The organism is Acetobacter sp. P1H12_c, assembly GCF_018811975.1.
GTDB lineage: Bacteria > Pseudomonadota > Alphaproteobacteria > Acetobacterales > Acetobacteraceae > Acetobacter > Acetobacter persici.
The window spans coordinates 175,575-188,417 of the sequence record NZ_JACRVR010000001.1; the positions used below are offsets into that span (position 1 = coordinate 175,575).

Sequence of the window (12,843 nt, forward strand, 5' to 3'; positions counted from 1 at the left end):
ATGGATGCTTTGCACGCAATATCGACTTTGCTTAAGGCAGACCCACTCCGCTGGCGTCTGCTGGGACTGGTGCGTGACCTGAGATTGCCGGATGCATGGATTGGCGCGGGCTTCATACGGAATGCTGTCTGGGACCATTTACATGGTCGGGCAGGATCTGAGTTGCTCAGCGATGTGGATGTTATCTGGTATGACCCAGCACGACCGGACCCTGAAATAGACCGAATCTATGAAGCTTTCCTTCGGGCAGCAGAACCCAATGTTTCATGGTCAGTGAAAAATCAGGCGCGCATGCATGAGCGTAACGGCGACCAGCCTTATTCATCCAGCATTGATGCCATGCGTTACTGGCCTGAAACAGCAACAGCGCTCGCTGCCCAACGCAGCATGACCGACGCGTGTTATATAGCGGCCCCTCTGGGCACAGACGATTTGATGAATCTGGTCCTGCGACCAACGCCGCATTTTGCCCGTAACAGAATGAAGGACTACCACAAACGGACGCAGGCAAAAGGATGGACCAGCATCTGGCCGCGCCTGACGCTGGTCACCGGATAAGAGTCTGTTGCCGCCGGTCTGTTCTACCAGGCCACGCCGGTCAGGCGTTCGGATGCATCCCACAGGCGGGTTGCCGTGCTGACTTTTTGTGCGGCCGGCGGTACGTGGGCCGGGCCGGGTGGGCCGCGCCGTTCGCCCGCGCCCTGCGGGCCGTAATAATCGCCATCCCGCGCGGCGGGTGAGAGTGCGGCATATAGCAGCGGTTCCGCGCCACGGGCGGCAGACTGCCCCATAACACGCAGGATCGCGGTGCCAAGCACGCGTTCGGCCTTGCCCACAGCATCCGGCAGGCTGGAGGCCGGGCCGTTGGCAATAATGGAGGTGGAAGACCAGCCCGGATGCGCTGCACGGGAATGGATGTTCCAGCCATTCTCTCCGGCACGGCGGGCCAGTTCCCGTGCAAACAGCAGATTGGCCAGTTTGCTTTGCTGATACGCGCCAAACGGGCTGTAGCGGTGGCGGGACTGCAAATCATCAAACTGGATGGTGTTTTTGCAGGCGGCCAGACTGGCGACGGTCACAACCGTGCCCCCACCGGAAGCGGCTTCCAGCAGCGGGCGCAGGCGGGTGGTCAGTGCAAAATGGCCCAGATGGTTGGTGCCAAACTGCATCTCAAACCCATCTGCCGTTTCCTGCCTGTGGGCAAGGGCCATGACGCCAGCATTGTTCACCAGAAAATCCAGCGTGCGGGTGCGTGCCGCCACGTCTGCGGCACAGGCGGCAATGGAGTCGAGGGAGGACAGGTCAAGCGTCAGCAGGTCCACCTCAGCACCGGGGCAGCGGGTCTGAAGGGCCGCCAGAGCGGCTTCGCCTTTTGCTTTACTGCGTACGGGCAGCAGCAGGCGCGCGCCACGTGTGGCCAGACCACAGGCAACTTCAAACCCAAGGCCGCTATTGCCGCCCGTCACCAGCGCCACGCGGCCTTTCAGGCCGGGCTGGCGGTTGGTTACGGACCATTCGTGCTTGCCGATCATGAGGGCATAATCCGCAGGCGTTCATCTTTTTCTGCTGCCGCCAAGGCTTCCTCCGTCAGACGTTTTTCATTGCGTTTCAGGAAAAGGAACGAGACGACGATGATTGTCGCGGCGCAGACCCCAAAGACAATTCCCAGTGGTCCGGAAAGCCGCAAAACCTCGTTCCCCAGCAAATAGGTGCAGATGGCATAGCCGCCTGCCCAGCAGATGCCGCCGAGCGCATTATGCCATAGGAACGTATGCCAGGGCATATGGTTCGCCCCGGCCAGCAGCGCGACAAACATCCGCAGCACGGCAATAAAACGGCCAAAAAAGACAACCGACCCACCGTGTTTGAGGAACACATAACGCCCCAGAAGCAGGCGGTTGGGGGTCAGACCAAATTTGGGGCCATATTTCTGTAACAGCCGCAGGCCCAGCGCCCGGCCAATCAGATAGCCAAAATTATCCCCCATAATCGCGCCAATCACGGCGGCAATGACCACCCCACTGATATTGAGCTTATGGGTTGTCGCACAGAACAGTGCGCCGGTGATGATCAGACTCTCGGCAGGCAACGGAAACCCCATGCTTTCAAGCATGACCACCACACCAATCACGGCATAGCCGTAATGGGAGAACAGGCTGTTCAGGTAATGCAGTGAAAAAATGGATTCGAGAGAGTGTAACAGGATAAAAAATCCACTTCAGGCTGGGCGTGTGACAAAGGGTGCAGCAGGAACAGTCTCCGTTGCAAGCTGTCAAGTGCTGCGGTGTTACAGGCTACAGGCCAGCAGGAGCGGCGTGACGGATACCCTTCTTCTGCCCCGTATGTCTGCCGTGGCCGTTTTTTTGGCCGGTTTTTTCTGCCGGATGCCTGTCTCTGCCGTCCATATTACGGTCTGATGGCGTATAGATTACGGTTTGATAGAACCGACAGCAGCTGCCTTGGAGAGCCTTCATTATGTCTGATCTGACTTTTTCGTCCTCCACACGGCCTCAGGGCGCGCCGCCTGTGCCCTGCGGTACATGGCCCTCGCGTGTTACGGCGGCTCTGGTGGCGGGGAAAACGCTTTCGCTGTCTGAAGTCAGTGCCGATGGCAATGCCGTGTTCTGGCTTGAACGTCGCCCGGCGGAAAAAGGCCGGTCTGTTCTGATGCGCTGGACCGAACAGGGCGGGGCGACGGAAGCTCTGCCTGCCAGTTTTGATGTCGCGACCCGTGTGCATGAATATGGCGGAGGCGCTTATGCCGCACGCGCCGGGCGTCTTGCGTTTTCGGACAAACAGACCGGTGCCGTCTGGCTGGTGCCGCAGGCGGGCGCGCAGCCTGTCCGCATCACGCAGGGGCAGGATCTGCGCTATGCGGATCTGCGGTTTGACCGCCTCGCGACAACCGTTCTGGCTGTGCGGGAAGATCATCGCGCATCCGGTGAGGCCAAAGCCGCTCTGGTGGCGCTGAAATTCCCGGTAGGCAACGCGCCGGCGGAAGAGGTTGTTCTGCATAGCGGCCCGGATTTTCTGTCGTCTCCGTCGGTCTCGCCAGATGGCGCGCGCATGGCGTGGGTTGAGTGGCAACATCCTGACATGCCGTGGGATGCCACGCGCCTGTGTCTGGCCGATGTGGAGCGCGATGCGGAAGGCCGGATTACCGCTCTGCGTAACCGGCGTGTTCTGGCCGGGGCAGAGCAGCGCGAATCCGTCCTTGAACCCCGCTGGACGGAAGACGGGCACCTGCTGAGCATCTCGGACCGTTCGGGGTGCTGGACGATCTGGGCTGTTCAGCAGACCGGGGGCTCTGCTGCGCTGATGCCTTGCACCATGCCAGAGGGTGAAATTGGCCAGCCTGCGTGGGTGTTTGGGCAGCGCAGTTATCAGCCGTTACCAGAGGGAGGATGTCTGGTGCTGGCGGTGCGGGATGGGTGGACGGCCTGCCTGCATCAGCCCGAGCATGGGCAGGCAACTGCCTTTATGGCCCATGCTGATCAGTGCCCTGTGCCACTGGCGGATGGACGGTTTGCCTGGCTGGAGGTGCCGGGGGACGCTCTGCCTGCTGTGGTGGTCGGGAGCGGAGCGCAGGGGGTGGAACAGGTTCTGCAACGCGCTGCAAAGCTGGACCTTGCGCCTGCGGATATTGCACGAGCGGAAACCATTCGTTTCCCAGTGCCGGGACAGGAGGGTGTTGCGGGCCACGCTCTGTTCTACCCGCCCGCCAACAGCCGGGCCTCCGTGCCGGAGGGCACGTTGCCCCCCATGATTGTGCAGGTGCACGGCGGGCCGACAGCCCGTGCGCAGGAAGGATTTTCCTTCAAGGTGCAGTGGTGGACGTCTCGCGGATTCGCGGTGCTGGATGTGAATTACGGCGGCTCCACCGGATTCGGCCGGGCGTGGCGGGAACGGCTGAATGGCGCATGGGGTGTGGTGGATGTGGCGGATTGTATCGCCGCTTGCCAGCATATGGTGGCCACAGGCCGCGTGGACCCGAAGCGCCTCGCCATTCGTGGTTCCAGTGCGGGCGGCATGACCGTGCTGGTGGCTCTTGCCGAATCGGACCTGTTTGCGGCCGGTGTCAGCCTCTACGGGGTGACAGACCTGCGGGCACTGGCGCAGGAGACGCATAAGTTCGAGGCGCGATATCTGGACGGGCTGATCGGCCCATGGCCGGAAGCCGAGGCCGTCTATCTGGCGCGGTCACCGCTGTCTGTTGCGCATAAAATCAAGGCGGCCGTTCTGCTGTTGCAGGGCTCTGATGATAAGGTTGTGCCGCCGGGGCAGGCGCATGCCATGGCCAGAGCACTGGAAGAGGCAGGCTCTCCCTGCAGTCTGCATGAATTCCCCGGTGAAGGGCATGGCTTCCGGCAGGAAGGGACAATCCGCAAAGCGCTGGAAGAAGAGCTGGCCTTTTATGGTCGTGTTTTCGGGTTTTAGCCGCCTGCGCAACGGATACGTTTTTGTGATCAATAAAAACCTTCCGGCGCGGCGACGTTTTTTTATCTGCGGACGTTAAGACCCAAAAAAGGAAAAGGCCGAATCCTCCTCCCGGACGATTCGGCCTTTTTGCATGCGCTGACGGGTTATCGCCGGGGTCAGTCCTTATAGCCCGGCGTATAAATCAGGCTTTCAATCCATGCCCGGATATCCTGCGGGCGTTCCACCGTGGCCGCGCCCTGATCAAAAATGAATTCGGCAATGCGGGTGGCGGAGGTGATGGAGACTTCCAGAATCTCGCTCTGCGGCGGGAACAGGCGTCCACGCTCCTGTGCGGCAGGGTCAACCTGATCCGCCAGTGCCTTTGCGGCTTTGATCACCATATCATCGGTAATCAGGTCCGGGCATGTGGCGTAGACGGCCAGCCCCAGAGCCGGGAAAATATAGAAATTATTGGCCTGCCCCGGATAGAAGGTCTTCTCGTTCAGCGTGACTTCCGGATATTGCAGGCCTGCGGCAAACAGCGCCCGGCCATCGGACCAGCTATAGGCCTGTTCAGCCGTGCATTCTGCGTTTTTGGCAGGCAGCGAGAGCGCGAAAATCACGGGGCGCTCATTCAGCGCCGCCATTTCTTCCACAACGGCCTGCGTAAAGGCCCCCCCACAGGTGGAAACACCAATCAGAACGGTCGGCTTTACAGCTTTGATCGTGGCCAGAAGGTCACGTGAGGGCGGCATATCCTTCGCAAAACGGGCCTGCTGGGGGGAGAGGTCGGTGCGGGAGGTTTCCAGCAGCCCGTCCACATCCATCAGCGTCATGCGCGAGACCGCATCAGCTTCTGACAGGCCTTCCTTCTGCATGGCTGTAACCAGCATATTGGCAATGCCCAGACCAGAGGAACCCGCACCGAGGAAGAGGACGCGCTGCTTCGTCAGAGGCTCGTTCTTGATGCGGAGCGCGGTAATCAGGCCCGCAAGAGTGACTGCCGCGGTGCCCTGAATATCATCATTATAGCAGCGGACACGCGGGAAATATTTTTCCAGATACCGGATGGCATCCGTGCCTTTCCAGTCTTCAAAATGCAGGCAGCAGCGTGGGAAGACGGTCTGCACAGCCTGCACAAACTCTTCCACAAACTCGTCCAGCACGTCCTGAGAGGGCGGTTCGCGCCGCAGGCCAAGATAAAGCGGATCAGCCCGCAGCGCACTGTTGGTTGTGCCGATATCAAGCTGGATGGGGAGCAGCACTTTCGGCGGCACCGCCCCGCAGGCCGTGTAGAGGTTGAGCTTGCCGATGGGGATACCCATCCCGTTCACGCCGATATCGCCCAGCCCCAGAATGCGGCCACCCGTGGTGACGCAAATCACCCGGACATCATCCACCGGCCAGTTGCGCAGCACCTCTTCAATCCGGCCTTTCATCTCCAGACTGATGTACATGCCGCGGGGGCGGCGATAGATATGGCTGAACTGCTGGCAGACGGCAGCCAGCGTCGGCGCATAGATAATGGGCACAAACTTGGCCGGGTTGGACATCAGAACCCGGTAAAACAGGGTCTCGTTCTGGTCCCGCAGGCCGCTCAGATAAATATAGCGCTCAAGGTCACTGGGCTTGGCTTCCAGATGCCGGTGAATACGCTCAACCTGCCGGTCCAGACTTTCAACATGAGTTGGCAAAAGCCCTTCCAGACCATACTGCCGCCGCTCCTCAGCCGTAAACGCTGTACCCTTGTTCTGACTGGCGTCATTCAGGAGGGACATTCCCCGGGGGTGAGGTGTGGAGGCTGTTGGCATTATAAACCCTTCAAACATGTGAGACCGGCAAACACATTTTCCGACGGAAAACGGCAGAAAAATGCGGTTCTTATTTTTATGGCGTCGAAAGTAACAAAATTTTCAGTGCGGAAGTCTGAGAATTTCAAGAGGGAGCCATGTTCTGCGCAGAAAATAACAGGAGGCTGCCACCCGCTCTGCCACCGGAGTTTTCCATACAGGACCAGAGAGAGGGAGGTCTGCTTTGTGTCCTCAGAACGCTGCATCGCGCAGACAGTTCAGGAGCGCAGCGCATAAAAAAAGAGGCGGCACAGGGCCACCTCTTTTTAAAATATCTCAGATCCGCAAACTGGACGGGCTCAGAGTTTTTCAACCTGACCATATTCCAGATCGACCGGGGTCGAACGACCGAAGATGGAAACGCTGACTTTCAGGCGTCCCTTTTCTTCATCAATTTCTTCAATCACTCCGTTGAAGGAGGTAAACGGCCCATCCGCCACGCGGATCTGCTCGCCCACTTCAAACGTCACGGCAGAACGCGGATGCTGGATGCCTTCCTGCGCCTGCTTGATGATCCGTTCAGCTTCTGCTGCGGAAATCGGGGTCGGGCGGTTCTTGGTGCCAAGGAAGCCCGTAACTTTCGGGGTATCCTTTACCAGATGCCAAGACTCATCCGTCATTTCCATCTTCGCCAGCACATAGCCGGGGAAGAATTTGCGCTCAGCATTCACTTTCTGGCCGCGACGCATTTCGATGACTTCTTCTGAGGGAACCAGAATTTCATCAATATGGTCAGCAAGGCCCTTCTGTTCTGCCTGCTCGCGAATATGCTGGGCGATTTTTTTCTCGAAGCCCGAATAGACGTGGACCACGTACCAACGTTTGGCCATGTCGTTTCCTCAGCCTCCCAGCCCGAACAATTGACGCACGCCGAGACCAATCAGCTGGTCAACGACAAAAAAGAAAACAGATGCAAGCCCGGCCATGGCAAGAACAGCACCTGTTGTGATGAAAGTTGCACGTCGGGACGGCCATGTGACCCGTTCGGCCTCGGCACGCACATCACGCAGAAACTTACCGGGACTGACCGACACGCACTATCCTCTCTCCGCTGCCCGGCCCGGTGTGATCCGGACAGACGGCGCAGCCAATATTCTTTCTGTCAGAAAACGCCGCAGGCTTTGCGGGGCTTTCCAGCCAGTGTTGTCTGGCAGGGGTGGAGGGTCTCGAACCCGCAACCTCCGGTTTTGGAGACCGGCGCTCTAGCCAATTGAGCTACACCCCTGCAGTCCGACAAGCCGACGCGGAAAGCAGGTATAACGGAAATCCGTCAGCCTGACCACCCATAGCGGCCCGTGCAGGAGGCGGAAGAAAATATGTTGCGGCCCTAAAGTCAAGAGGCAGAAAACAATATCGTGCCAGAATGTGACAAGACGGTGAAAAAAGTCCCCGTGTCAGGGGCTTGCGAAAGGCGATGCTTTGGGGGTAAAGAGAAACCCACAAACCGAGCGCGGGCGTAGCATAGTGGTAATGCAGTAGCCTTCCAAGCTTCTGAGGAGGGTTCGATTCCCTCCGTCCGCTCCAGTAAATTCCCAAAAATAAAAAATTTTCTTCCCCCGTGGCGAGATCTGCTTTTGCGGTATCCAGATGCCGTTAGTTGCTGCCGGAGGCCAAGTGGTCACGGACTCAGGCACGCGGTGATATGGATTCGCACTTTTTTCGGTGCCCCTCCATTCCAGCCCTGCAAAATCTGCCCGGACCCTTCCTTCCCGCGTTCCGTCGATTGAAGGTCACATTTCAGGAAAAGATTTTCGGTGTTGTTTTTCGGGGCGGCGGATACGGAAAAGCAGAGTGTGCCGTCGCTTCCTGAGATGTTTTTTTGCCGGAAAGGTCATTTTCCTGCCGGTGGAGGAATGAAAACCGGGGGTGCCCGCTCATTTTGGGCGAAGCTGCCGGTTGCGTGGCAGGTTTCAGCATGCTAGAGGCCGCGCCGACGCATGCTTGTGGCTCCTATACAGCCAGAGGCGGAGTCATGTATGTGGAATGCCGGCGCGCACAGAAGGAAAGAGCCTAAAGAGTGGTGGCCTCGGGCGTAACGACAGCACAATCTGTTGCTTTTGCTTCCAACGGTCTTGAAGGCCGTTATGCAACTGCGCTTTATGAACTCGCAGCGGAACAGCAGCAGCTGGATGCAGTGCTTGATGAATGTGCGGCACTTGCCCGCCTGATTGATGAAAGTGCTCCGTTGCGCACTGTTCTGGATGATCGGCGGCTTGATATCCGTGTTTCCCGCAAGGCTGTTCTGGCCGTGCTGGACGCACAGGGGTTTTGCCAGACTCTTAAGAATTTCGTGGGTGTTGTTGCTGACAACCGCCGTCTGCCAAATCTGCGGCAGATCATGGCGGCAGTCGATGCCCTCGCTTCAGCCCGCCGTGGGGAAGTGGTTGCGGATGTCACATCTGCTCAGCCGCTTACCACCACGCAGCGCGCCCAGCTTCAGGTCCGTCTGGCCGAAGCCGGTTATTCCCGCATTACTATCCGTGAGCGTGTCGATTCCTCCCTTCTCGGCGGCCTTGTCGTCCGTGTTGGGGCCAAGCTTTATGACGCCAGTCTTCAGACCCGCCTGTTTCGTTTGCATTACGCCATGAAGGGAGCCGCGTGATGGAAATCCGTCCCGCAGAGATTTCGGATATCCTCAAGCAGCAGATTGCTTCGTTCGACAAAGAATCTGATGTTGTCGAAACCGGCACTGTTCTGTCCGTCGGCGACGGCATTGCCCGTGTGTTCGGCCTGCAGCATGTGATGGCAGGGGAGCTGGTTGAGTTCCCGGGCTCCGGCCAGAAAGGCATGGCGCTGAACCTTGAGAGCGATAATGTTGGTATCGTGATCTTCGGTGATGACACCAACATCCGTGAAGGTGACACCGTCAGCCGTTCCGGTGTGGTGGTTGAAGTCCCGACAGGCAAAGGCCTGCTGGGGCGCGTTGTTGACGGTCTGGGCAACCCGATCGACGGCAAAGGCCCGCTGGCCGATGTTGAAATGCGCCGCGCTGAAGTGAAGGCTCCCGGCATCATGCCGCGTCAGTCCGTCAGCGAACCGATGCAGACCGGCATTAAAGCCATTGACGCCCTCGTGCCCGTCGGCCGTGGCCAGCGTGAACTGGTGATTGGTGACCGTCAGACCGGCAAAACCACCATTCTGACTGATACGATCCTCGCGCAGAAAACCGTTAATGACGAAGGCGACGACAAGAAGTCCCTTTACTGCATTTACGTTGCAGTTGGTCAGAAGCGTTCCACGGTTGCACAGCTCGTGCGCCTGCTGGAAGAAAAAGGCGCGATGAAATACTCCATCGTCGTCGCTGCAACCGCGTCCGATCCGGCTCCGCTCCAGTATCTGGCACCGTATGCTGCCTGCGCTATGGGTGAGTATTTCCGTGATAACGGCATGCACGCTCTGATCTGCTATGATGACCTGTCCAAGCAGGCTGTGGCGTACCGCCAGATGTCCCTGCTGCTGCGTCGTCCGCCGGGTCGTGAAGCTTATCCGGGTGATGTGTTCTACCTGCACTCCCGTCTGCTCGAACGCGCTGCAAAAATGTCTGACGCCAACGGCGCTGGTTCTCTGACGGCTCTGCCGGTCATTGAAACGCAGGCTGGGGACGTTTCGGCTTACATCCCGACCAACGTGATTTCCATCACCGACGGCCAGATCTTCCTTGAGACCGATCTGTTCTACCGTGGTATCCGTCCGGCCGTGAACGTGGGTGGCTCCGTTTCCCGCGTTGGTTCTGCCGCGCAGATCAAGGCGATGAAGCAGGTTGCCGGCAAGATTAAGCTGGAACTGGCTCAGTATCGTGAAATGGCTGCGTTCTCGCAGTTCGCGTCCGATCTGGACCCGGCAACGCAGAAGCAGCTTGCCCGTGGTGCCCGTCTGGTTGAACTGCTCAAGCAGCCCCAGTCTTCTCCGCTGACGGTTGAAGAACAGGTGATTGTCCTCTTCGCAGGCACCCGCGGCTTCATTGACGGCATCGCTGTTGATAAGGTTGTGGCGTGGGAACACGCTCTGCTGGCTGATCTGCCGAACGGTGGCAAAGATATTCTGGCAACCATTGGTAAAGAGCGTCAGCTGTCCAAAGACACTGAAGCCCGCCTGACGGAATATCTGACAACCTTCAACCGCAACTTCGGCGGCTGAGGAGCAGGACCTAATCCATGGCTTCCCTCAAGGAACTCCGCGCTCGTATCGGAAGTATCAAGTCGACACGGAAGATCACCAGCGCGATGAAAATGGTCGCGGCCGCAAAATTGCGCCGCGCCCAGGCCAGTGCTGAGGCGGCTCGTCCGTATGCAGCCGCCATGCGGCGGATGCTGGGTGAACTTGCTGCTGCCACGAAGGGGGAAGAAGGTGCACCGCGTCTTCTGGCCGGAACGGGGCAGGATAAGATTCATCTGCTGATCCCGATCACGAGTGATCGCGGACTGTGCGGTGGCTTTAACTCCAACGTGCATCGCCTGACGCTCCAGACCATCAAGAAACTTCAGGCTGAAGGCAAAACCGTCAAACTGCTGCCGGTTGGCCGTCGCGCCCTGAACTTTTTTAACCGTGAACATGCAGACCTGATCGTCGATAAGGTCATCGGCTTTAGCGGCAAGGAAGTTCCGTTTTCTGTGGCGAGCGACCTCGGCGATAAGGTGAATGCCCTGCTGGAGTCTGGTGAAATCGACGTTTGCACGCTTGTGTTCAACAAGTTCCAGAACGCGATGACGCAGACACCGGCCTGCCTGCAGCTTGTCCCGATGGTGATGGATGATGCCCCGGCAAAAGCCGGTGCGGTCGCTGCCACGGCGGAAGATGCGGCACAGTATGAATTTGAACCGGATGAAGCAACGCTGCTGGCAATGCTGCTTCCGCGGAACCTGCAGGTTCAGATCTACGCTTCGCTGCTGGAAACAGCCGCAGGTGAGAACGGCGCCCGCATGACGGCCATGGATAACGCAACGCGCAATGCAGGCCGGACCATCGACAGTCTGAGCAAGGTCTATAACCGGACCCGTCAGACCAATATTACTAACGAACTGATCGAAATCATTTCGGGCGCACAGGCTGTCTGAGCCCGCTCGTTTGCCCCGCAGGAGCTGACCCATGTCGGATACCACAACCCAGACCCAGGCCCCTGCGGCCACGAAGACCAATTCTGTTGGCCGCATCACCGAGATCAGAGGGCCGGTTGTTGACGTGCAGTTCGAAGGTGAACTGCCGAAAATTCTCAACGCCCTTCATGTGAAGCTGGGTGAGCAGACTCTGGTGCTTGAAGTGGCCCAGGAAATTGGCGAGCATGAAGTGCGCTGCATCGCCATGGATACCACTGACGGTCTGGTCCGTGGCGCAGAAGTGTCCGATACCGGCACGCAGATTTCTGTTCCTGTCGGGCCTGAAACCCTTGGCCGTATCCTGAATGTCATCGGTGAGCCGATTGACGAAAAAGGCCCGATCAAGACCGCACGTCGCGCCCCCATCCACCGTGATGCGCCTTCTTTTGAAGAACAGGCTGCGGCTTCTGAAATCCTGATGACGGGCATTAAGGTTGTTGACCTGCTCTGCCCGTACCTCAAGGGCGGTAAAGTTGGCCTGTTCGGTGGTGCCGGCGTGGGCAAGACCGTTATTATTCAGGAACTCATCAACAACATCGCAAAGGCGCACGGTGGTGTGTCTGTGTTTGCGGGTGTGGGTGAGCGTACCCGTGAAGGGAACGACCTGTATTACGAAATGCAGGACGCTGGCGTTATCAAGCTGGACGAAAACAACAACACCGATGGCTCCAAAGTGGCTCTGGTGTTCGGTCAGATGAATGAACCGCCGGGTGCCCGCGCCCGTGTTGCTCTGTCCGGTCTGACGCTGGCTGAATATTTCCGTGACGAAGAAAGCCAGGACGTTCTGTTCTTCGTGGACAACATCTTCCGCTTTACGCAGGCTGGCTCCGAAGTGTCCGCTCTGCTGGGCCGTATTCCGTCCGCAGTGGGCTATCAGCCGACGCTGGCAACGGAAATGGGCGCGCTGCAGGAACGTATTACGTCCACCAAAAAGGGCTCCATTACGTCCGTTCAGGCCGTGTATGTCCCTGCGGATGACCTGACCGATCCGGCTCCGGCTGCAACCTTCGCGCATCTTGATGCAACAACCGTGCTGAACCGCTCCATTGCTGAAATGGGCATCTACCCGGCTGTTGACCCGCTGGATTCCACGTCCCGTTCTCTGGACCCCGCAATCGTGGGTGAAGAGCACTACAACGTGGCCCGTGATGTGCAGCGTATCCTGCAGACCTATAAGTCCCTGCAGGACATCATCGCCATTCTGGGTATGGATGAACTGTCTGAAGACGATAAGCTGATCGTGGCCCGTGCACGCCGCATCCAGCGCTTCCTGTCTCAGCCGTTCCACGTGGCTGAAGTCTTTACGGGCGCACCGGGTAAGCTGGTTTCCATTGCTGACACGGTTCGTTCCTTCAAGGCGATCTGTGCCGGTGAGTATGATGATCTGCCGGAAGCTGCGTTCTACATGGTTGGCACGATTGAAGAAGCCGTTGCCAAGGCAGAAAAAATGAGGGAATCGGTCTAACAGCCGGTTCCGGGAA

Annotated in this window: 11 protein-coding genes and 2 tRNA genes; 7 read left to right on the forward strand and 6 right to left on the reverse strand. The window is 58.4% G+C overall.

Annotated elements, in window-relative coordinates:
* The gene (locus KP699_RS00890; RefSeq protein WP_215761339.1) at nt 1-558 is read left to right on the forward strand and encodes a nucleotidyltransferase family protein; all 558 of its coding nucleotides are present in this window, start codon (nt 1-3) and stop codon (nt 556-558) included.
* A gap of 23 nt (nt 559-581) precedes the next feature.
* On the opposite strand, the gene KP699_RS00895 is transcribed toward KP699_RS00890, so the two are convergent.
* Nucleotides 582-1,532, reverse strand: a complete 951-nt coding sequence (locus KP699_RS00895; protein ID WP_215761340.1) for an SDR family oxidoreductase — start codon at nt 1,530-1,532, stop codon at nt 582-584.
* Nucleotides 1,529-2,131, reverse strand: coding sequence for a DedA family protein (locus KP699_RS00900; protein ID WP_025825926.1), 603 nt, complete (start codon nt 2,129-2,131; stop codon nt 1,529-1,531). The genes KP699_RS00895 and KP699_RS00900 overlap by 4 nt, the downstream gene beginning before the upstream one ends.
* A 344-nt stretch (nt 2,132-2,475) precedes the next feature.
* Between KP699_RS00900 and KP699_RS00905 the strand changes: the two genes are divergently transcribed.
* Nucleotides 2,476-4,437 carry a prolyl oligopeptidase family serine peptidase gene (locus KP699_RS00905; protein WP_215761341.1) on the forward strand — a complete coding sequence of 654 codons (1,962 nt, stop codon included), beginning with the start codon at nt 2,476-2,478 and terminating at the stop codon, nt 4,435-4,437.
* Between the two features lie 158 nt (nt 4,438-4,595).
* Here the strand turns inward: KP699_RS00905 and KP699_RS00910 are convergent, their stop codons facing one another.
* The 4 genes from KP699_RS00910 to KP699_RS00925 all read right to left on the reverse strand — a co-directional run bounded on the left by KP699_RS00910 (nt 4,596) and on the right by KP699_RS00925 (nt 7,494).
* Nucleotides 4,596-6,230 (reverse strand): NAD-dependent malic enzyme, encoded by a 1,635-nt coding sequence (locus KP699_RS00910; protein WP_212355223.1) that lies wholly within the window; start codon nt 6,228-6,230, stop codon nt 4,596-4,598.
* A gap of 338 nt (nt 6,231-6,568) precedes the next feature.
* On the reverse strand, nt 6,569-7,099 hold the full coding sequence (gene nusG / locus KP699_RS00915; RefSeq protein ID WP_025825928.1) for a transcription termination/antitermination protein NusG: 531 nt from the start codon (nt 7,097-7,099) through the stop codon (nt 6,569-6,571).
* A gap of 9 nt (nt 7,100-7,108) precedes the next feature.
* On the reverse strand, nt 7,109-7,303 hold the full coding sequence (gene secE / locus KP699_RS00920; protein ID WP_025825930.1) for a preprotein translocase subunit SecE: 195 nt from the start codon (nt 7,301-7,303) through the stop codon (nt 7,109-7,111).
* 114 nt (nt 7,304-7,417) lie between these two features.
* Nucleotides 7,418-7,494, reverse strand: a tRNA-Trp gene (locus KP699_RS00925).
* Between the two features lie 225 nt (nt 7,495-7,719).
* Between KP699_RS00925 and KP699_RS00930 the strand changes: the two genes are divergently transcribed.
* The 5 genes from KP699_RS00930 to atpD all read left to right on the forward strand — a co-directional run bounded on the left by KP699_RS00930 (nt 7,720) and on the right by atpD (nt 12,827).
* Nucleotides 7,720-7,793, forward strand: a tRNA-Gly gene (locus tag KP699_RS00930).
* A 493-nt stretch (nt 7,794-8,286) separates the two neighbouring features.
* Nucleotides 8,287-8,871, forward strand: coding sequence for an ATP synthase F1 subunit delta (gene atpH / locus KP699_RS00935; RefSeq protein WP_025825935.1), 585 nt, complete (start codon nt 8,287-8,289; stop codon nt 8,869-8,871).
* Nucleotides 8,871-10,406 (forward strand): F0F1 ATP synthase subunit alpha, encoded by a 1,536-nt coding sequence (atpA, locus tag KP699_RS00940; RefSeq protein WP_077930719.1) that lies wholly within the window; start codon nt 8,871-8,873, stop codon nt 10,404-10,406. The genes atpH and atpA overlap by 1 nt, the downstream gene beginning before the upstream one ends.
* A gap of 17 nt (nt 10,407-10,423) precedes the next feature.
* Nucleotides 10,424-11,323, forward strand: coding sequence for a F0F1 ATP synthase subunit gamma (locus KP699_RS00945; protein ID WP_215761342.1), 900 nt, complete (start codon nt 10,424-10,426; stop codon nt 11,321-11,323).
* Nucleotides 11,324-11,354: 31 nt separating this feature from the next.
* Nucleotides 11,355-12,827 (forward strand): F0F1 ATP synthase subunit beta, encoded by a 1,473-nt coding sequence (atpD, locus tag KP699_RS00950; protein ID WP_025825939.1) that lies wholly within the window; start codon nt 11,355-11,357, stop codon nt 12,825-12,827.
* The last annotated feature ends 16 nt before the right edge of the window (nt 12,828-12,843 follow it).

Excerpts from the sequence above, each read along its gene's own strand:
- KP699_RS00890 (WP_215761339.1), top strand. The coding sequence starts at position 1 with ATGGATGCTTTGCACGCAATATCGACTTTGCTTAAGGCAGACCCACTC.
- nusG (WP_025825928.1), bottom strand. The coding sequence starts at position 7,099 with ATGGCCAAACGTTGGTACGTGGTCCACGTCTATTCGGGCTTCGAGAAA.
- KP699_RS00945 (WP_215761342.1), top strand. The coding sequence starts at position 10,424 with ATGGCTTCCCTCAAGGAACTCCGCGCTCGTATCGGAAGTATCAAGTCG.
- atpD (WP_025825939.1), top strand. The coding sequence starts at position 11,355 with ATGTCGGATACCACAACCCAGACCCAGGCCCCTGCGGCCACGAAGACC.
- KP699_RS00910 (WP_212355223.1), bottom strand. The coding sequence starts at position 6,230 with ATGCCAACAGCCTCCACACCTCACCCCCGGGGAATGTCCCTCCTGAAT.
- atpA (WP_077930719.1), top strand. The coding sequence starts at position 8,871 with ATGGAAATCCGTCCCGCAGAGATTTCGGATATCCTCAAGCAGCAGATT.
- KP699_RS00905 (WP_215761341.1), top strand. The coding sequence starts at position 2,476 with ATGTCTGATCTGACTTTTTCGTCCTCCACACGGCCTCAGGGCGCGCCG.
- KP699_RS00895 (WP_215761340.1), bottom strand. The coding sequence starts at position 1,532 with ATGATCGGCAAGCACGAATGGTCCGTAACCAACCGCCAGCCCGGCCTG.